General features: G+C 49.2%; 19 protein-coding genes. 4 read left to right on the top strand and 15 right to left on the bottom strand.

Annotated features, from left to right (window positions below):
* Positions 1-37 precede the first annotated feature (37 nt).
* Positions 38-1,245, bottom strand: a protein-coding gene (locus OGV71_RS18505) for an IS3 family transposase (protein WP_089617520.1) whose coding sequence is annotated in 2 segments (ribosomal slippage) — positions 38-924 and positions 924-1,245 — 1,209 coding nt in all. Because the reading frame shifts where the segments join, the coding sequence is not laid out codon by codon here.
* 121 nt (positions 1,246-1,366) lie between these two features.
* On the opposite strand from OGV71_RS18505, the gene OGV71_RS18500 reads away from it, so the two are divergent.
* Both OGV71_RS18500 and OGV71_RS18495 read left to right on the top strand, forming a co-directional pair.
* On the top strand, positions 1,367-2,056 hold the full coding sequence (locus tag OGV71_RS18500; RefSeq protein ID WP_204583601.1) for a helix-turn-helix transcriptional regulator: 690 nt from the start codon (positions 1,367-1,369) through the stop codon (positions 2,054-2,056).
* Positions 2,057-2,126: 70 nt separating this feature from the next.
* Positions 2,127-2,873: an SDR family NAD(P)-dependent oxidoreductase gene (locus OGV71_RS18495; protein WP_003029256.1), complete on the top strand. Its 747-nt coding sequence runs from the start codon at positions 2,127-2,129 to the stop codon at positions 2,871-2,873.
* 420 nt (positions 2,874-3,293) lie between these two features.
* Here OGV71_RS18495 and trpS read toward each other — a convergent pair whose 3' ends face one another.
* From trpS to OGV71_RS18440, 11 genes are all read right to left on the bottom strand, one after another.
* Positions 3,294-4,298 carry a tryptophan--tRNA ligase gene (gene trpS / locus OGV71_RS18490; RefSeq protein WP_204583599.1) on the bottom strand — a complete coding sequence of 335 codons (1,005 nt, stop codon included), beginning with the start codon at positions 4,296-4,298 and terminating at the stop codon, positions 3,294-3,296.
* A gap of 201 nt (positions 4,299-4,499) precedes the next feature.
* Positions 4,500-6,284 (bottom strand): diguanylate cyclase, encoded by a 1,785-nt coding sequence (locus OGV71_RS18485; RefSeq protein WP_003029251.1) that lies wholly within the window; start codon positions 6,282-6,284, stop codon positions 4,500-4,502.
* A gap of 119 nt (positions 6,285-6,403) precedes the next feature.
* Positions 6,404-7,513 carry an AI-2E family transporter gene (locus OGV71_RS18480; protein ID WP_003029249.1) on the bottom strand — a complete coding sequence of 370 codons (1,110 nt, stop codon included), beginning with the start codon at positions 7,511-7,513 and terminating at the stop codon, positions 6,404-6,406.
* Between the two features lie 165 nt (positions 7,514-7,678).
* The gene (locus OGV71_RS18475) at positions 7,679-8,161 is read right to left on the bottom strand and encodes a glutathione peroxidase (RefSeq protein ID WP_204583597.1); all 483 of its coding nucleotides are present in this window, start codon (positions 8,159-8,161) and stop codon (positions 7,679-7,681) included.
* 84 nt (positions 8,162-8,245) lie between these two features.
* A complete protein-coding gene (locus tag OGV71_RS18470) occupies positions 8,246-10,210 on the bottom strand; it encodes a putative bifunctional diguanylate cyclase/phosphodiesterase (RefSeq protein WP_003029244.1) in 1,965 nt (654 codons plus the stop codon).
* 17 nt (positions 10,211-10,227) lie between these two features.
* On the bottom strand, positions 10,228-10,722 hold the full coding sequence (locus OGV71_RS18465) for a putative pterin-binding protein (protein WP_003029241.1): 495 nt from the start codon (positions 10,720-10,722) through the stop codon (positions 10,228-10,230).
* A gap of 409 nt (positions 10,723-11,131) precedes the next feature.
* The gene (locus OGV71_RS18460; protein WP_204583595.1) at positions 11,132-11,773 is read right to left on the bottom strand and encodes a helix-turn-helix transcriptional regulator; all 642 of its coding nucleotides are present in this window, start codon (positions 11,771-11,773) and stop codon (positions 11,132-11,134) included.
* A 127-nt stretch (positions 11,774-11,900) separates the two neighbouring features.
* Positions 11,901-12,869, bottom strand: a complete 969-nt coding sequence (locus OGV71_RS18455) for a threo-3-hydroxy-L-aspartate ammonia-lyase (protein WP_204583593.1) — start codon at positions 12,867-12,869, stop codon at positions 11,901-11,903.
* Positions 12,870-12,896: 27 nt separating this feature from the next.
* Complete coding sequence (locus OGV71_RS18450; protein ID WP_061549066.1) at positions 12,897-13,292, bottom strand: RidA family protein; 396 nt, start codon at positions 13,290-13,292, stop codon at positions 12,897-12,899.
* A gap of 220 nt (positions 13,293-13,512) precedes the next feature.
* Complete coding sequence (locus tag OGV71_RS18445) at positions 13,513-13,821, bottom strand: monooxygenase (RefSeq protein WP_204583591.1); 309 nt, start codon at positions 13,819-13,821, stop codon at positions 13,513-13,515.
* Between the two features lie 36 nt (positions 13,822-13,857).
* On the bottom strand, positions 13,858-14,649 hold the full coding sequence (locus tag OGV71_RS18440) for a PhzF family phenazine biosynthesis protein (protein ID WP_044699919.1): 792 nt from the start codon (positions 14,647-14,649) through the stop codon (positions 13,858-13,860).
* A gap of 129 nt (positions 14,650-14,778) precedes the next feature.
* On the opposite strand from OGV71_RS18440, the gene OGV71_RS18435 reads away from it, so the two are divergent.
* Entirely contained in the window at positions 14,779-15,477 is a 699-nt protein-coding gene (locus OGV71_RS18435) for an RluA family pseudouridine synthase (protein WP_204583589.1), read from the top strand.
* Between the two features lie 36 nt (positions 15,478-15,513).
* Here the strand turns inward: OGV71_RS18435 and mdtK are convergent, their stop codons facing one another.
* Complete coding sequence (gene mdtK / locus OGV71_RS18430) at positions 15,514-16,887, bottom strand: multidrug efflux MATE transporter MdtK (RefSeq protein ID WP_003836464.1); 1,374 nt, start codon at positions 16,885-16,887, stop codon at positions 15,514-15,516.
* Between the two features lie 217 nt (positions 16,888-17,104).
* Here mdtK and OGV71_RS18425 point away from each other — a divergent pair, with 217 nt between their 5' ends.
* Entirely contained in the window at positions 17,105-17,752 is a 648-nt protein-coding gene (locus OGV71_RS18425; protein ID WP_003029220.1) for a riboflavin synthase, read from the top strand.
* Positions 17,753-17,793: 41 nt separating this feature from the next.
* On the opposite strand, the gene cfa is transcribed toward OGV71_RS18425, so the two are convergent.
* Together cfa and punC are read right to left on the bottom strand one after the other, a co-directional pair.
* Positions 17,794-18,942 (bottom strand): cyclopropane fatty acyl phospholipid synthase, encoded by a 1,149-nt coding sequence (cfa, locus tag OGV71_RS18420; RefSeq protein ID WP_003836458.1) that lies wholly within the window; start codon positions 18,940-18,942, stop codon positions 17,794-17,796.
* 290 nt (positions 18,943-19,232) lie between these two features.
* On the bottom strand, positions 19,233-20,438 hold the full coding sequence (gene punC, locus OGV71_RS18415; protein ID WP_003836456.1) for a purine nucleoside transporter PunC: 1,206 nt from the start codon (positions 20,436-20,438) through the stop codon (positions 19,233-19,235).
* Between the last annotated feature and the right edge of the window lie 57 nt (positions 20,439-20,495).

Genomic DNA, 20,495 nt, shown 5'->3' with positions numbered 1-20,495 from the left:
TGATCTTGACCCTCCATCTCCGAACAGCTTTTGTATCTTAAGTTAACGATGTCCGCTGCCGCCGGTATTCCCTCGGGGAGTGATATCCCAGCGCGCTGTGCGGGTGGTTTTCATTGTAATGCGTGAACGCTACTGCAAGGTTTCGCAGTGCTGTTCTCACATCCGGTTTTGGCATGAACGCGATATAGTCTTCTTTCATCGTTTTCACGAACCGTTCGGCCATGCCATTACTCTGCGGGCTGCTCACCGCTGTTGTGCAGGGCTCCAGATTCAGCTCTCTCGCGAACCTCCGCGTTTCATACGCGGTATACGCTGAACCGTTATCCGTCAGCCACTGCACCGCTGTGTCGGGCAACCTGTCGCCGAAGCGCTTTTCCACCGACCTCAGCATCACATCCTGCACGGTCGAACTGTCATAGCCTCCCGTGCTTGCTGCCCAGTCTATGGCCTCACGGTCGCAGCAGTCCAGCGCGAACGTTACCCGCAGTTTTTCGCCGTTGTCGCAGCCGAACTCGAAGCCATCTGAACACCAGCGCATATCGCTTTCTGCCACCGCTATCTTGCCCTTATGTTCACGCTTCGGTCGCTCTGGTTTGTGATGCAACAACAACAGGTTATGCTCGCTCATTATCCTGTAAAGCCGTTTGGCATTCACAGGTGGCTGTCCCTCTGTGCGACGTTGCTTGCGCAGGATGCCCCACACGCGTCGATAACCATAACTCGGCATATCGCTGATAATGTTGAGGATAGCCGACAGTATTTCTGCGTCTGCTTCTTCATTACGCCGGTTACAGCGCCTGTCCTGCCAGTCGGCAGAACGGTTAATCCGCAGTGACAGTTGCGCACGCGACACGCCCATGGTCCGGCTGACCATGGCTATTCCCCGTCCTTTGGCAACAAGGGCGCGTGCGCTATCCATTTTCGCGACTGACCGTACTCCACGGCTTCTTTCAGGATCTCAACTTCCATCGTTTTCTTGCCCAGAAGGCGCTGAAGCTCCCGGACCTGCTTCAGAGCAGCAGTAAGCTCAGAAGCAGGAACGACTTCCTCTCCAGCCGCAACGGCGGTGAGGCTGCCTTCCTGATATTGCTTCTTCCACTTAAACAGCAGGCTGGGCTGGATACCATGCAGGCGGGCGACATGGGAGACATTCATACCCGGCTCCATCGTCTGCTGGATAATGGCGATCTTCTCCTGAGGAGTTTTACGTTTACGGACTTCTTGCCCTAACAGGATCCCGGTCATCTCAAAATTGGCGTTAGTGTTAGACATATATTCAAGCCTATCTCTTATCTGGAGATACAGCTACTGTCCGGTGTTTCAGGGGGCTACATCATCGTCTCAGGATCATGATGGATTTATCACTATGACTAGAACAGAAAGGCTTCTCGAATTACTACAGATATTAAGGGTACAAAGATATCCGATCACTGCATCCACACTCTCAGAAAGATTAGGGATAAGTGTGCGTTCCCTTTACAGAGATATAAAAACGCTACAGCATCAAGGGGTATGCATTGAAGGTGGTGCTGGAATTGGTTATATCGTTAAATCTGATTTTCATTTGCCACCCTTAAACCTGTCTCATGAAGAAGTCAATGCTATTACGCTTGGATTGAATTGGGTCTCTCATAATACGGACCATGATTTCAAAATTATCGCTAAGAATGCACTTGCCAAAATACATACCGTCATTTCCGGTGAGTTGAAAAATCTTATTGAAAGTCAATCCTATCTGATTGGTCCTTCAGAAAAAAATGAGATGTTTTTTGAAGATATTCGCAATGCTATTAAAAATCGAAAGAGAATCAAAATAAAGTATTGTGATAAGAAAGACTCTTACTCTTCTCGAGTCATATGGCCCATTGGGTTGGTATACATGGAGTCATGTTGGCTTTTGGTTGCATGGTGTGAGATGAGAAATGATTTTCGCCACTTTAGGACTGACAAAATTAAGGAAATTGAGCAACTGGATTCCTTTTATAGTGAAAGCAGGGCGGTTTTATTGAAAAAATGGAGAGTAAAAGAAGGGATTAGCGAGGAGAAAGAGTACTGACAAAAACTGTCACAGCTCATTTGTATACTAACCCAGATGAAAGGTTCAATTCTACATCTTTGGGGGGAGTATGAATTTCCAAAATAAAATTGCTGTGATAACAGGAAGCACTACAGGAATAGGTGAGGCCGTCGCAAAGCAATTACACATACATGGTGCTAAGGTCATTATTGTCGCCCGTTCGTCAGAGCAGGCTAAACAAAAAGCGAAACAATTATCTTCACAGGGTCAACAAGCGATGGGGATCGGATGTGATGTATCACAGCCTGAACAAGTACGACAAATGATCGATGAGGTTATCGAACGCTTCGGCAGACTTGATTATGCTGTAAATAATGCAGGCTTAACAGGTGATCATGGTAAAAACATAACAGAGCAAACAGTTGAGAACTGGGATAAGGTTATTGCCACCTCATTGAGCGGAGTTTTTTACTGCCTAAAATATGAAATACCTCAGATGATGAAGTTTGGTGGCTCAATAGTGAATTTATCTGCCGTAAATGGCCTGGTTGGCATTCCTGGATTAGCGCCTTACACCGTGGCTAAGCATGGTATAATTGGTTTAACCCAAACCGCAGCGCTAGAATTTGCATGTCAAGGAATTCGAGTAAATGCAGTCGCTCCTGGTTATGTCCAGACCCCGCGAATGAGTGCACTTCCTGAAAATATCGTACATAGCTTCGCCAATAGCCACCCTATGAAAAGGATGGCAAAAATGCAAGAAATAGCAGACTTCATCTTGTTTTTGCTATCAGACAAATCCGCATTCTGTACCGGAGGAGTTTATCCAATTGATGGTGGATATTTAGCCGAGTAAATTTCTCTAACGTTTTAAACTATAAGCATTACCTAACCAAAGCGGTAGGTTCAATAGGAGCGTTATAATATATTTAATGCTCCTATTATAGGGGGAATGATAACAGCATCTCCAGTTTGAACTAATATGAGAATAAATGATCGACTTTCCATTGGTTTAACTCACATTGAAAAACGGGCATCTTTGTCTGTAGATACAGATGAAATGCTTCCTTTTGCCACTCGTTGAGTAGCATAGTCTCTTCGGCGACAATCCATGCCTTTTCTCAGAGGGGCCATCGCCTGAAATGAGGTTTTGATTTCGAAATAAAACATTAGTGCATTTTTCTGATAAAACGTGGGGAAGATTCTGAAAGCTCCCGGCGAAGGTAACTCGTTGGGAGCTGTCTTTATTTATTGGGCCGACTGTAATAGGTCGAGTTCAGAACACCGGCAAACCCAGCCCTTGCTTCACTTCTCTTAATGTCTGCAGCGTGATCTCGTGCGCCTGTTCGCTGCCTTTTTTGAGCATTGCCATCAGCATGCCTTTATCCTGAATGTAGGTGGCCCGCAGCTCGCGCATTGAGGCGATGAGTTCCTGCAAGCACACCTCCAGCTCGTTTTTGCATGTCCGGTCACCCAGTCCACCCCGTTGGTAATGCGCTTTCATTTCCGCCACTTTTGCTTTATCCGGATGAAAAGCGTCGAGGTAAATGAATACCATATTGCCGTCGATTTGCCCCGGGTCGGATACTTTCAGATGATTGGGGTCGGTGTACATTGCACTGACCGCGTGATGAATGGTTTCTTCGCTGGCTGACAGGAGCAATGTGTTACCAAGCGATTTTGACATTTTGGCATTCCCGTCAATCCCTGGTAGGCGGCTGGTTTCACTCAGCAGCGCTTTGCAGTGCGATAAGACGGGGGCCGGTAACAGGCTATTCATCTTGTGCACGATTTCATTAGTCTGCTCAATCATTGGCAACTGATCGTCGCCGACGGGAACCACTTCGGCTTTGAAGGCCGTAATATCTGCCGCCTGACTGATGGGATAAACCAGAAAACCAACCGGTAACGAGCGGGCAAACCCTTTCTGCGCAATTTCGTTTTTAACCGTAGGATTACGCTCTACGCGAGCCACGGTGACGATATTCATATAAAGCGCGGTCAGTTCCGCAAGGGCAGGCAGGGCCGATTGCAAACAAATAGTGGTCAGTGAAGGATCTATTCCTGCAGCAAGATAGTCGGCAAGTACCTCGGGAATATTGTTGCGGATCTTTTGCGGTGTGCTGCCGTTATCGGTTAGCCCTTGCAGGTCAGCCACCAATATAAACTGCTGATAATCATGTTGCAGCGCGGCGCGCTGGCGCAATGACCCCACATAATGGCCAAGATGCAGCGGGCCGGTGGGACGATCGCCAGTGAGGATGATGGTTTTATTGTTCATGTAAGACTCCTTAGTCATAAAACCGAAAGGGGTCTCTAAATGCAAATAACCGCCTTTCGGCGGTTATCTAAAAATGGGAAAAACACATTCTGACCGCCTTTAAGAAGGCAGCCACCACAAGTTGTAATTAAAAGCGGTGATATCGTGTTTTGTGTTCATTGAATTAACATATCACCGCCTGGCGTTGAGGTAAAGCCATGTTCAACTGGCCTCCAGCATGCCAAAGCTCACGATGCGCGAACGTCCCAGCTCTTTAGCGCGATACAGCGCCACGTCTGCAGCACGCAGCAGGTTGTCGCTCTGGGCGTGCTGCGGATAGCTGGCTACGCCAATAGAGACATCGACGTGACCAATTTCAGAGACGCCAAAGCGCAGCGACAGTTCGCGTACGCCGTTATAAATATCCGTCGCAAGGCGGTTGGCAGCCTGTTCATCCGTATTGGCCAGCAGCACCAGAAACTCCTCACCGCCATAGCGGAAGGCCATGCCGCTGTCGTGAACCACGCGCTGAATGGTGGCGGCGATACTTTTTATCACGCTGTCTCCCGCCTCGTGACCAAAGCGATCGTTAATATTTTTAAAATGGTCAATATCGATCATCAGGCAACTAATCGGCTCCTTGTTGCGTACGGCCTGGCTCATCTGAGTGCGTAAGGTATCTTCCAGATGATGACGGTTGCGTAGACCAGTTAGCGGATCGTAGAGCGCTTTCTCCAGCAGGGCGTCACGCAGACGTTGGTTGGCTAATGCGAGGCCGAGTGCTTCTGCCATTAGCTCCAGATACGCACGAGAGGGGGCGGAATCATCGCTAAGGTTCTGGAATGAGAGCAGACCGATGGCTTCTCCCTGGGCAATCAGCGGAACGCACAGGGTATGCTGCTGGCATGAATCCGGCAGATGGTAGCAGGCGATATCGGGTTCACCTTGTACCGGAGGGTGGCTCTGGCCGCGGCGCACAGCCCAGCATTCGTCCGGGTGGAACGCATCCGCTTTACCCTGTGGTGAGAGCCATTGTGCAACGCAGCGCATTTGCCAGGGTTCCCGGTCCAGTATGTAAAGCCGCCCGGCAATACCTGGGGCAATATTCGGTGCAAACAGTTCCGCCACATTGATGACATCGGCAAAATTCTCGCAGCCCTGCAGACGCTGCGTCATACGTGCCAGCAGATCGCGGATTGCCCAGTCGGCATCTCGCTCCTTCTCCAGTCTCTGACGAGCCAGACCGTTCTCGCGGAATATCCGGATCGCCTGTGCCATGTCGCCTATTTCGTCTATCTGGTTAAAGCTGGGCGTCTCAACGGCATAATCCTGCGATGCGAGACGGTTTACGACATCGCTCAAACGCACGACGGGGCGCAGGACACGACGCTTTAAAATGAAACCGAGAACGAATAAAAACAGCAGCGCTGTCAGACCGACCATCACTTCAGAGGCCGTCCGCAGCATGCGGGATGACTGGGTTGCATCTTCAATCGTGTTGCGTACGCGGCTATCGAGTAACTGGCGGAAATGATCTATCCGGTCCTGGGCTCGCTCCAGTTCCTGTTCATAGGCTTTCCCGTACAGCAGGGCGATGGCCTGCGACTCTTCTCCACGCGCGACGCTGGCAAGCGCCTCGGCCTGCTCATCCTGCAGAGCATCCGCAATCCGCAGCCCTTCATGCAATAGCGCCAGCTCTTCATCCGTTGCACCAAGGTCTTTGAGCTTCGAAAGACGATGCTCAACGGCTTTCAGCGACGCTTCTTTCTGACGGTAGGCGTTGAGCACCTCAGGATCTTTTGCAATAACATAGTCGCGCGCCAGGTCGGACAGCGACCAGGCATCGAGTTCGACTTCTTCGGTTAGTTGATCGAACTGATAACGCTGTTCTACCACCTGGCGTTCTGTGTTATCGGCGCTGGATGCCATCAGCATGACAACGCCTGAAGCGATGGTCAGACATACCGTCGCGCTATAGGCCCAGTTGGTGATTGTGGCTATTCGCACTGATTAGTTCCTTCTGCGACGATTAATGAATACGCATGATTGAAATTATAGGAAACGTATGATTTTGCGTGAAAATAAAAAAGGCGGTCCTGAAACCGCCTTCTGTTATCGTCCTGCAATCAAAAATCTGGAGGATTTTTTCCTTCTTCCATAAAGGCTTCGTCGATTCCTTCCACGTTACCTTCATGGTCACGCCCGGAAAACAGGTTCCAGCAGGTTATGAAAAGTGCAGCAACCAGGGGGCCAATCACAAAGCCGTTAATACCGTAGATCTCCATGCCGCCGAGAGTGGTAATCAAAATCAGATAGTCCGGCATTTTGGTGTCTTTACCTACCAGCAGCGGGCGCAGGATATTGTCCACCAGCCCAACGATGATCACAAAGAAGCCAACGATAAACAGCCCTTGCCATAGCTGATGGGTGGCGAACAGAAATATTGCTGCTGGTACCCAGACGATCGCTGAACCGACGGCGGGCACGAGGGAGAGAAACGCCATCAACGCGCCCCACAGAACGCTACCATCGATATCTACAATCGCAAACGCGATGCCGCCAAGAATACCCTGAACCAAAGCGACGACCGCCGTGCCCTTGACGGTTGCCCGCGTCACGCCGACGAATTTTGCAAACAGGTGCTGTTTGGCAAAATCAGAAAGCGGTAATGAGTCCAGAATCTGGCGCACCAGGTACGGTCCGTCCTTCAGTAAGAAGAACAGTAGATACAGCATGATGCCAAAGCTAATAGCAAAGCCGAATGTTCCTTTACCAATCAGGAACGCGCTGCCGGCGAGGTATTGTCCACCCTGCAGCACGACATCGGACAGTTTTTTCTGGATCTGCGCGACATCATCCAGATTGTGTTCTGCCAGAAAACCTCTGGCCCAGTCAGGAAGATACGAAAGAACAGAAGCGACGACCTCCGGGAACTGCGTGTCATTCTGTTGCAGCTTGGTGTACACCACGTTCAGTTCAATGGCCAGCGATGACAGGATTACCATCAGCGGGATAAAGACAATCAGACAGATAATGACGATGGTAATAAACGATGCCAGTCCGTTGCGGTCGCCAAGCGCGCTGCGCAGTCTGTTTTTTACCGGGTTAAAGATAGTCGTTAATATCGCGGCCCACAAAATGGCGGAAAAGTAGGGGGACAGCACATCGAAGAATGCCCAGGTCACGAGGGCAAGTATGAAAATGAAGAAACCTTTAGTCAGTCCGTTAAATCGCATTAGTGAACCCTGTAATGAAAAGCAGTCCAGACTATAGAACCGTTCAGAGGATTTACCAACTTTAGCTGAAGATTGCCGCTTATTTTGGCTAATACGGTGACTTACTGAAGATAAAAATCAATGAATATCCACAGTATTAATGTGATATTCGAATGACAGCAACCATTAGATTTTTAGTGCATCAAAGATGACGGTATCTATTTTTTCTGGAGTGGTGAAGGGGGCAAAACGCTTAAGCGGTTTTCCGTCGCGACCGACCAGAAATTTAGTGAAGTTCCACTTGATCCTCCCACCCAGTATGCCGGGTAATTCATCTTTCAGGTAACGAAATACTGGGTGTGTAGCGGCACCGTTAACCTCCACTTTCTCAAACATTGGAAAACTCACGCCGTAGTTGACGTAGCAGGTCTGCGCGATTTCGTCGACCCCACCGGGTTCCTGCTTACCAAACTGGTTGCAGGGGAAACCAAGCACCACCAGGCCCTGTGTGTCGTATTTCTTATACAGTGCTTCAAGGCCCGCATATTGTGGCGTAAAGCCACAATGGCTGGCGGTATTAACCACCAGTACCAGTTTGCCTGCATAGTCGGCCATTGAAATAAGCTGACCATTCAGGCTGGTGGCGGTAAGTTGATGAAAAGTGAACATTTTTTAAACCTCAGGTCAGGGTGAGTTTAGCGTCGACATTGCCACTCAGCGCGTTACGGGCAGTTGAAGCCTGATAGAAAATCTTCATGGCATCGTTTTTCTGTTGTTTATTGGCACAACTTGACCATTTCTGATTTCCTCATTGACACAAGGTTGAGGTTTACCAAACAGATATCCTTGGGCGAAATCGCAGCCCAGCGCCTGAAGGCTTTTTAGTTGCTCCTGAGTTTCAACACCTTCAGCAACAGCCTTCATATTGAGTGATTTCGCCATGCCCGTGATCAGTTTGATGATATTAAGCGCATCTTCATGTGTGGATATTGAATGCACAAAAGACTTGTCTATTTTAATTTTATCGAAGGCAAGCTTGCTCAGGCGCGAAAGAGAAGAATATCCGGTACCAAAATCATCGATGGAGATTTTTACGCCCAGGGCTCTGAGTTTATTAAGCGTATTCATCGGCGTCGTACTCTCAGTGAAGAGAGAGGACTCTGTTACTTCCAGTTCAAGACGATCGGCTGGGAGTCCAGTTTCTTTCAGAATAGACAGTACGATACCGACAAAGGCTTTGCTGCTTAGCTGGACAGGAGAGACATTTACTGAAATTTTAGCAGGAACCGCCCAACAAGCCGCTTCCCTGCAGGCAATTTCAAGCACTGCTTTCCCCATCTCATTAATCATTCCGGTTTTTTCAGCAACAGGAATAAAGCTATCCGGCGACAGGAGGCCCTTCAGAGGATGGAGCCAACGAATTAGGGCTTCATAGCTATAAATTTCCTGGCTGAAGGAGTCAACAATGGGCTGGTAATAAACCACGAATTCTTTGTTCACTATTGCCAATGCCATATCATGCTCAAGCGTTCTGCTTTCTTGTAGCTTTTCTAACATTCGTTGTCGGAAGACTTTTATCTTACCTGAGCCTTCACCTTTGGCTTCATAAAGGGCCAGATCGGCAAATTTATAAAGATAGTCGGAACGACGTTCAGTGTCTGAGATAACAATGCCAACACAGGTGGTTATGTTGATAATCGTGTTATAAATAGTGTAGGGCTGGCTGATAAATTCACATATTTTCTGGGCCCGCGAAACGGCGTGGCTTTCTGTCAGGCCACTTGAGAGAAACGCAAATTCATCTCCACCCAGGCGATACAGCGTATCCGAAGTAAGGCTCATTGAAACCAGTCGGTCTGATATCTGGCGTAGCAACATATCACCGGCATCATGACCATACGTATCATTTACCTCTTTGAATCGATCTAAATCAAACAACATCACAGTCACAGAATCGTGATTTTTTTCTGCTATCTCAATTGTTTTATTTAAATCGCTCCAGAATAGTTGACGATTATTCATCTCGGTAAGAGAGTCATGGTAGACGTCATATTCCAGTTTAGCATTCTGGATTTGCAGCTTTTCTTTAGATTTCTGCAGCTCTTCGGCAAGACTCTTGACCTGCAGGTGCGCCCGCAGAATATTTCTGTTTTGATAGAAAATGAGCACTCCCAGAATCGCACTCAGTATTATCAGCAGCACCGAGGTTGCTGAGTAAATATAGTACAGCGTTTGAATTTTTTGGTTGGCGTTATTGATCGAGTTAACATCTTTGTTTAACGCGCCAGATGAAAGACGACCCAGTGGCGCATCCAGAGTATGCATTTTTTTCAGATAAGCCTGGAGTGCTGAACGGTTCATTTTCTCTAGATTAACATCCAGAAAACTAAGGGTGTTTTCAAGTTTTACCGCCAGCTCACGGTGGGCTATATTGCTTTCTATGTAGCGCCCCAGGTCACCTTCTTTTATTAAATCACTCTGGCTGAGCATAATGTCGAGGCGCATGCGTACATCATCGAGATTCATCGTATCATCGATAGTGTAAAGACCCAGCAATGACTCGAATCGGTAATATTGTGATACCAGCTGAGCAGCAGACCAGGAATCGGTGTAGTGAGTCAGTTTCTGTAACTCTTGTTGCCGTTCATGCACGAGGAAAGAGATATATCCGGTAGATATAAAAAGAAAAAAGATGATGCCAGCCAGTATTCTGTTCATGATGTTCCTCTGAACGTTTACTCAATATCCATACTACTGACCTGCCATGCAGACCTTGAATAATAAATCTGATTATTCAGTTCCGGCATGCTGTCATAGGGGTACACAATGAATAAAGGACCTTTATCACGGATGCGCATATATTTTCCGTTGATTTTTAACGCAAGGATGGCATTGTATTTTTTGAAATCACTGAGAGGGATTACGGTGGTGTAGTCATTGAGCGCAGTGACCTTTACAACCGAGCCGCTCGCGCCGACGTAATCCATGAGCTTTTGTAGTGGAATACCCGTAAAAGTAGTGCGTCCATTATACCAGGGGGAGGTGGTCTGGAAACTGACCATGCCCAGCTTCTCAAGGCTGGCGGTATCAAAAACGGCTTTCCCGTCTGCATTTGTATTTTCAATATTACCGGACAGCGTCAAAAGAACTGTACCGGAAGGCTGGGGAAGTTCACCCGCCCAGAGCTGGGTGGTGAGCACAAAGCTTACTAACATGACGATTAACCGCATTCTTACCTCACCAATCAGCCGGATGTAAAAGAATTATAATTTAGATATCACTCTATTTATATATATTGCATAGGTATTATTGACGCAATAAAATCAACTTTATTTTTATCCCTCTAAATCAATGGGTTAGATTTTGTTTGTTTTATTATGATGTTTAATCAATGCTGATGGTGATATTTGAGGAAAACGTAATCTCACTATGTATGTACAAAAATAAATCATTTATTGACCCAGTGCCAATAAATACCTACGAAAATAAAGGTTTATTTTTTTCCCAGCGGCGGGCGTTGTTTACTGGTTGATGGCTATATAGGATACGAAGCGGGCCAAAGTATAGCGGGAGCGCTTCGTGTCGGTAATCAAGAACAGACTTTTTATACTGCGGCTGGTGCGGTTCAACAGAACCCGTTTATTCACCCGCCTGAACTGACTGGCGGGCATACAGGTAGGCGGTGGCCCTCGATACGCCCAGATGCTGCGCCACCGTATCCATAGATTTGCGTACGTTCAGCAAACCGTCCTGGCGTAATTGTTGAATCAGCAGCTTACGGTCTTGAGGTTTAAGGGCTCGGGCCGTCGTAGCGCGGTTAGCGGCAAAGTCATCAATACGCTGGCGGATGACTTCGTTACTGCCGGGATCGATATGTTCCTTAATGGGGGAGTTTTCGGTTTCAGTAAAACGCGCAAGAGCACTCTGCATACCACGAAACAGCGTCATATCTACATTCAGACAGAGAGCTGCTACGTATCTGCCTTCTTCGTCCTTGATGCCAATTGAGGTACTTTTCACCGGGCGACCATCGGCAAACTGATTACTGTAGTTTGCAATGATGCTGGGAAAGTCAGGCGATGCGATTCTCGCCAGGCCAAGCTCGGTTGCTGGCTGGCCGGGTTGACGTCCGGACAGATTGTTATGGATGGATAAAATGGCATGTTCAGGATTTTTGAGGTCATGAACCACCACTTCGCAAAACGGAGAGAAGGTCTCACTCAATCCCCTGGCGATAGTATCAATTTGGCTGAGAAGCGAGTTATTGTCGGTTTTTGGCATGCCAGTCTCCTGCGGTGATGCCTGTTGCCATGATTGCGAGCAGTTTACAGTGACCTGGGATCGTTTTTCCAGACGGCAATGTACAGACAGTAACATTAGGGTATCTGCATCACAGATACCCTGTTTATCATCCGGCCAGAAATTCACTGTAGCGGCTGATATCCACGTTTCCGCCGCTGATGATAATGCCGACTTTTTTGCCGCGAAGTTCAGCTTTGCGCGCTCTGGCGGCAGCAAAACCCAGACACCCGGTCGGTTCTACGACGATTTTCATGCGTTCAGCGATAAATTTCATTGAGGTGATTAATTCAGCGTCTGAAACCGTCAGAATATCGTTCACGTTTTGCTGGATAATCTGAAACGTATAGTTCCCGAGATGTTGGGTCTGAGCACCGTCAGCAATGGTTTTGGGCGTATCGATATGAACAATTTTTCCGCTACGAAACGACTGTTGACCATCGTTACCCGCCTCAGGTTCAACACCATAGACGATGCAGTCAGGAGACAGATGTCTGGCCGCCAGAGCGGATCCTGAGAGCAGGCCGCCACCGCCCAGACAAACGAAAAGGGCGTCTAACTGACCCACTTCTTCAATCAGCTCTTTTGTGGCGGTGCCCTGGCCTGCAATCACGTGCGGATGGTCGTAAGGGGGGATCAGCGTTAACCCCTGTTTCTCTGCCAGGTCCCGACCAATTTTTTCACGATCTTCAGTATAGCGATCGTAAGTTACCACCTTTCCGCCATAGCCTTTTGTTGCTGCAACTTTAGCTACCGGAGCATCATGCGGCATGATAATTGTTGCTGGAATCCCCAATAATTTTGCCGACAGTGCAATGGCCTGTGCATGGTTACCGGAAGAAAACGTCACGACGCCCGCAGCACGTTGTTGTGGTGTGAACTGGCGTAGCGCATTCATAGCGCCGCGAAATTTGAAGGCGCCCATTCTCTGGAAGTTTTCGCACTTAAAGAAGACTTCAGCGCCAAATTCTTCATTAACCGTTCGGGATGTCATCACCGGTGTTTTGTTAGCATAATCTGCGATGCGCTTTGCCGCAGCGGCAACATCGTTATAATCAGGCAGTGTCATTTCAGTCATTGTTGTTCACCTGTATGTTGTTAAATGTCACGCTTGCGGGGCCAGCGCCATAGCTTCAACTTCCAGCGCAAAACCATAATGAAGTTCCGCAACACCGGCTACAGCACGGGATGGACGGAAATCACCGATCCACTCCCCATAGATTTTGTTAAACGTCGGCCACTGATTCATATCCGTCACATATACGCGAACTGACACCAGATGCTGGCGGGAAACTCCAGCACCCGCCAGACAAGCATCAATATTCTGTAGCACCAGCCGGGTTTGATCTTCAAAAGAGGCATCCGCTTTTTTCTCGCCGTCGAAAGTGACCGGCAATTGCCCGGAAACGAAGACGAAACCGCCAGCCGTTGTACTGTGCGAGTAATGACCTGCTGGCGGGAAGCTTCCAGCAGATGAGTTCAGTGTAATGTCCGCGGACATAATAAACCTCCTGTAGCTGATGATTCATTTTGTATAAAATAATACGATTTGTATTATTTTATACGCCTTTATGCCACTTTCGACTAGAGATAATTTTCGCGGGTGATGATTTTGTGAACTATTGCAAATGTGGCTAACGTAAATAGCTAACCTGGGTAGGAACGAAGAGGGGAAGGCAGGGAGTGAAGAAACGCCCCAGGCGGGGCGTCTAAGGCAAATACTAGCCGATGTGACCGTGGTTAATTTTACTTAATGGTTCATTGATATCGAAGATTTTGAACGTCACGTCTTCCACACCCAGGTGCTTCAGACGGGCGGTATGCTTTTTGATATAGGCCTGAGCGGTGTCTTCGTCCTGGAACAGGTAGATGCCACCCGCTTCGTGATTTGCTTCGTTCTCGGTCCAGATTTTCCAGATGAACCCCGGCTCCTGGTTGATTGATTCGGCCAGTTCAACGAGCTGATTCGACATCTCAGCCCCAAACGGACCATGAAAATCAAAGTGTATCTGCACGAGTTTGCTCGACATAAATCCTCCATGGATTGGTTATTTCGGGTAAGGCTGCTAGCGCAGCAGCACTTTACCGGTCAGATAAGTTATTGCCTGCCCACTGATATAAACACGCGTTCCTGCTAACTGACAGCGTAAATCCCCGCCGCGCTCAGAGACCTGGCGCGCCAGCATCTGTGTTTTATTCAGTTTTGCAGCCCAGTAAGGGATCAGCATGCTATGTGCCGAGCCTGTGACCGGGTCTTCCGCGACGGCTTCACCCGGGCAGAAGAAACGGCTGACAAAATCGTATTCCCCGTCACCCGGCGCGGTGATGCACACCATTTTTCCCAGCGGAAGCATGGCGTGGATGTTTGGGCGAACAGCCTCAACCTGCTGTTGATTTTCCAACACCACCATGTAATCGCGTGCCACGCGCATCTCTTTGTATTCGGTGATGCCTAATGTTTCCAGCAGTAAAGCGGGCGGCATGGCAGATTCGCTTTGCCAGGCTGGAAAATCGAGCGTCAGCCATTCACCGCTGCGCGTGACCGTCAGCGGTCCAACAAAGCGGGTAGCAAAATGGATTTTTGTATCCGGGTAATCCAGATGTTCAAAGATGACATGCGCGGCGGCAAGCGTGGCATGCCCACACAGATTGATTTCACCCTGAGTGGTAAACCAACGCAGCTCAAAACCATTCTCATTGGCGACAAAAAAAGCGGTTTCTGACTGATTATGCTGCTGCGCCATCTTTAATAATGTTTCATCGGGCAACCAGTCCGTGAGCGGACAGACTGCTGCGGCATTACCGCCAAACGTCGTGGTGGTAAAGGCATCCACCATGTAAAAATCGATTTGTTGCACAGAATAACCCTCTCATCGCACTCAGGATAAATCACACTCTACCATGCCAGCCATTGGGTCAACGCTCCGATTCGCCACTGCGGTGAAAATTCGTTATCATCCGTCCCCACACCTCATTCTGGCCGCCTGATGTCTACGATCCTCGATAACTTTATTGCCCCGCCTTGCCATGACGAGATAGAGACCCTCTATCGGGACGAGCATCTGGTGCTAATCAATAAACCCAGCGGGTTGCTTAGCTTGTCGGGCAAAAATCCGCAGAATCTCGATTCGGTACATCACCGGCTGGTACAGATTTACCCTGGCTGCACGCTGGTACATCGGCTTGATTTCGGCACTTCTGGACTGATGGTGGTCGCCCGTAACAAGGCTATCAACGCTGCGCTTTGCCAGCAGTTCAGCCAGCGTACGGTCACTAAGGTGTACAGCGCGCTGTTATGCGGGCATCTGGAAAACGACGAGGGAGTTATCGATGCAGCGATTGCCAAAGACCCAGCGCTGTTTCCATTAATGTCAATTTGTGCTCTCAACGGCAAACCCGCACGCTCGCGCTATCAGGTTGTCGAGCGCTTTTATCATCGTCAGGAAAAAGGGGCATTGCTCCCCTTGACGCGGGTACAACTAATGCCTGAAACCGGGCGGACCCACCAACTGCGGATCCACTGTCAGCTGTTAGGACATCCGATTTTAGGCTGTGATTTGTATGGCGGGCGTCTGCTGCCTGGCACTGAAAGGGTGCCGCGACTGATGCTGCATGCCAGTGAATTGCATTTCAGGCATCCCATCAGTCAGGAATGGATGAATGTCCAAAATGCCAGTCCGTTCTGAGGATGAAAAAAGCCGCCAACGGCGGCTATTTGGGTATTATCGTGCAGCTCGTTGCAATATAACCGCTGACGGTTGGCGTTGTAGAAAACGCATTCGCAGCATCATCAGCACCGCCGCAGAAGTCAGGCCGATAATAAAGCCCATCCAGAATCCTGCTGGCCCCATCCGGTCAACCACCAGATCGGTCAGCGCCAGAATATAGCCGCTCGGCAGACCCAGCACCCAGTAGGCGGTAAAGGTTATAAAGAAAATGGAACGGGTATCTTTATAACCTCGCAGGATCCCGCTGCCAATAACCTGGATAGAGTCCGATATTTGATACACCGCGGCAAGTAACATGAGTTGCGCGGCCAGGGCGACAACTTCCGGATTATTGTTGTAGAGCAGGGCAATATGCTCGCGGAATGTCACGGTGAAAATCGCCGTTACGACCGCCATGCAGACACCGACACCCAGACCCGTTCTGGCTGCAGTTTGTGCATCCAGCGTGGAGCCCTGGCCCAGACGATAACCGACACGAATGGTAACGGCAGCAGCCAGAGACATCGGCAGGACGAACATTAACGAACTGAAGTTCAGTGCTATCTGGTGTCCGGCCACGTCGACAATCCCCAGCGGGGAAACCAGCAGAGCGACCACCGCAAACAGCGTTACCTCGAAAAATAACGCCAGCGCGATAGGTAAACCCAGTTGCACCAGACGCTTCATTACTGCGGTGTCAGGTTTCTGGAAACCACGCTCATTACGGATATCGCGCATCGAGCGCGCACGTTTGATGTAAGAGAGCATGGCGATAAACATCACCCAGTAAACAGCCGCCGTAGCCACGCCGCAGCCTACGCCACCCAGTTCCGGCATGCCTAAATGTCCATAAATGAAAACGTAGTTAACCGGAATGTTCACCAGCAGGCCGAGAAAGCCCATCACCATCGCAGGTTTAGTTTTGGCTAATCCTTCGCACTGGTTACGAGCTACCTGGAAGAACAAATACCCCGGTGCACCCCACAGCAAGGCACGCAGGTAGCCAACGGCTTTATCCGCCAACGCCGGGTCAATGTTATGCATGGAGCGAATAATGTACCCTGCGTTCCATAGCACAACCATAATCAGCACGGAGACGCTGCCCGCCAGCCAGAATCCCTGACGTATTTGATGGGCGATACGGTCGCGGCGTCCGGAACCATTGAGTTGCGCAATGACCGGCGTCAAAGCCAGCAGTAGTCCATGACCAAACAGAATGGCAGGTAACCAGATAGAGGTACCAATGGCGACTGCCGCCATATCAGTAGCGCTGTATCCGCCCGCCATGACGGTATCAACGAATCCCATTGCGGTTTGAGCGATTTGCGCAAGAATCACCGGTATTGCCAGAGCTAATAACTGACGCGCTTCACTTACATACTTTTGCACGTGTACACCACTATATTGTTGTTATTTGAGAGACTAAAAAAGCCGCCTTATATGGCAGCAAGGAGAAAAAGCAGGGGAAATTTCAGTCTATTGTAGCGAGGAATACGTAATTCTCCAGTGAAAAAACAGGCGCTGGTGGCGCATCGCTGGCAACCTGAATTTCCACCTGCTATTGTGCTGTGCAGAGATGTCTTAATTGAGTTCAGGAGTAGGAAGTATGTTTACGGGTATTGTGCAGGGCACCGCAAAATTGGTGTCCATTGATGAAAAACCAAATTTTCGTACGCATGTTGTGGAGTTGCCTGAATATATGCTGGATGCGCTGGAGACCGGCGCATCGGTTGCCCACAATGGGTGCTGCCTGACGGTCACCGAAATTAACGGTAACCAGATAAGCTTTGACCTGATGAAAGAAACGCTGCGTATCACCAATCTGGGCGAACTGAAGGTCGGTGATTTGGTTAACGTTGAGCGTGCGGCAAAATTCAGTGATGAGATTGGCGGACATTTAATGTCGGGCCATATTATGACCACTGCCGAAGTGTCGAAAATTCTGACCTCGGAGAATAACCGCCAGGTGTGGTTTAAAGTCCAGGACCCGTCGCTGATGAAATATATCCTTTACAAAGGATTTATTGGTATTGACGGTATCAGTCTGACGGTCGGTGAAGTGACGCCGACGCGTTTCTGTGTGCACTTGATCCCGGAAACGCTGGAGCGTACGACGCTTGGCAAGAAAAAGCTGGGCGCAAGGGTTAATATCGAAATCGATCCCCAAACGCAGGCGGTGGTTGATACTGTTGAGCGTGTGCTGGCGGCGCGTGAAAGCGCCATCAGCAACATAACGGGAGAAGCGGGAGCCTAAGCCTGAGAGTTAAGCCCTCGTTGATACGGGGGCGATAACGATTAACGGGGAACGCGCAGGCCGTGTTCAACGCCGCGAGAAAAAACCACCTGCCATAACTGAATATCGCGAGCTCGAAACGCTCCGGCACAAGCGTTCAGATAATAGCTGAACATCCGTTTGAAACGTTCGGTATAGTTATCGGCGATTTCAGGCCAGGAGTTAATGAAACGTTCGTGCCAGGCCATCAGCGTCGTGTCGTAATCCGCGCCAAAATTATGCCAGTCTTCCATTACAAAATGTGGCTCGCTGGCGTTGGCAATCTGGCGAACTGATGGTAAACACCCGTTCGGGAAGATATATTTATTGATCCACGGATCAACGTTATTGTCGGTCTTTTTGGAGCCGATGCTATGCAGTAAAAAGAGACCATCCGGTTTTAAATTGCGATCGACCACGTCAAAATAGGTGGCGTAGTTTTTCGGCCCTACATGCTCAAACATGCCGACGGAAACAATACGATCGAATTTGTCATTCAGGTCACGATAATCCTGCAGCAAAATTGTGACATCAAGCCCCGCACACCGTGACTGCGCCATTTTCTGCTGTTCTGCCGAAATGGTTACACCCACCACGCTGACGCCATATTCTGATGCCATAAACTGGGATAAGCCGCCCCAGCCGCAGCCTATATCGAGCACCCGCATCCCTGGCTTCAACTGCAGCTTTTCAGCAATCATTTTTAGCTTCGCCTGCTGGGCAGATTCCAGGGTATCGGCATCTTTCCAGTAGGCGCAGGAATACTGCATATAGGGGTCCAGCATGCGAGTAAAGAGATCGTTGCCTAAATCGTAATGTTCTTTGCCGACAACCCATGCACGCTTTTTGGTCTGCAAATTGAACAAGCGAGCAGCGGCAATTCGTAACGTATCTTTGAAGTGGCGGGGGAGTTGGTTTTCAAGACCGGCGCGTAGGACTTTACTAAAAAACATGTCCAGCCGGTCGCATTCCCACCAGCCATCCATATAACTTTCACCCAACCCTAACGATCCTTCCTGCAATACACGTTTGAAAAAATCGGGGTTCTTTACGCGAATATCCGCCGGTGCCGGGCCATTAATGGTAATGCCTGCACGGCTCAATAATTCATTGGTGATGCGGTACCAGTCATCATCCGGTACTCTGACGTCTTCTATACACGATGAACTCATAGCTTCTCCATCACTGGTCGGTGATCAGAACCTTAAAACAGCGTAGACGCTTTTTTGGGCTTTGTGAGAAATCTCACGGAATTAATCCGTGAATCTATAATCCGACGTAGAACAGAGGAAGGGAGGAACCCTTGCCGAAAAGACCATCCGTGGGAATACGGGAACATTCTTGTTCCCGCTAACACATAAAAATTATCGTTTTTTTAACATCCGGAAATCAGTATAGGCCTGAACTTTTGACGATTCAACCGATAATTCTTAGCGGGCTAATTAATTGCCCGCGACAATTATTAGTGAGACTCTCCATGGGCAATTTGCGCGCGGTCATCTGTTTGCGGGGCGTCAGTTTTCTGCGATTGCATTTTGTAACCTACAGCAGCCAGCAATACCGTGGTCAGCATAACGCTGGTAGTGGTGAGCAGCGGGGTAGCAATCAACCAGGAAACGACAAGGCTTGCCAGGAAGCATAAACCCAGTTGCAGCGTATTCTGCAATGCGGCAGCGCGTCCAGTGGCCTGTGGGAAAGGGCGTAATGCCTGCGCGACAACGATAGGGTAGATTGCGCCGTTCGCAATCGCCATAACGCAGAATGGGATCAGGATTTCAGCCAATGCGACATGATGAATAAAGCCGGTCGCCCAGGTGCCTACAACGCTGAAGGCATACAGAATGAGTAACCAGGGCAGCAGCTGACGACCCTGCCATTTTTGCAGCGCAGCACGACAGCCGTAACCACCGATTAAAAAGGCGATAGTTTGCGGAACATAGCTCAGACCAATTACCGCTGGGCTATAACCCATTTCGCTAAGGATGAACGGGGAACCCGTCAGCCATGCAAAAAAGCTCGCGGAACAGGCGGCATAAATCAGCACGTTTCCACGGTAAGTTTTCGAGCGCAGCAAGGTGGTGAAAGTCAGTTTATCCTGGCTGTCATCGCGTGCTTTAGCTGTAGGCTTTAAACGCAGCGCCGGAAGCATCAGAATCAGAGTAATGGCGAATAGGGTGGCAAAAATGGCCTGCCAGGAAAAATGTACCAGGATCCAACTACCTAATAACGGGGCGAGGGCAGGTGATAACCCGACCAGCGGCATAATGGTGGCAAAGATGCGGTTTACTTTTTGTGAAGGATAATAGTCGGTAACCAGCGCTTGCCAGATAACCGATGCTGCACAGACGCCAACGGCCTGAACAAATCGCAGTACCAGCAGGCCTGTGGCGTTTTCAACCCACAGCATGCCCAGACTGCCCAGTGCGAAAATAGATAAACCCAGCAGCAAAATAGGCTTGCGACCATAGTGGTCAGAGAGCGGTCCCCACAGCAGTTGTGCGACGGCAAAACCGGCTAAGAACAAGCTCAGGCTAGCGCTGACGGCAGATGCGGGCGTTTGCAGATCGGACTGAATTGCGGCGAAGGCGGGCAGATACATATCTGTTGCCAGAAAGCCGAGCACGCTAAGGCCCGCTAGCCAGACTAAAAACCCTTTCCCAGGTTGCATCATTATTTCTCTTTTTTTAGCAGTAGAACAATGCCGCTGAGTGTAGTGAGTGTAATT

The organism is Citrobacter sp. Cf088 (assembly GCF_030334295.1).
GTDB lineage: Bacteria > Pseudomonadota > Gammaproteobacteria > Enterobacterales > Enterobacteriaceae > Citrobacter > Citrobacter freundii.
Note: the sequence above shows the minus strand (reverse complement) of the source record. Positions and strands in the feature narration are given on the sequence as shown.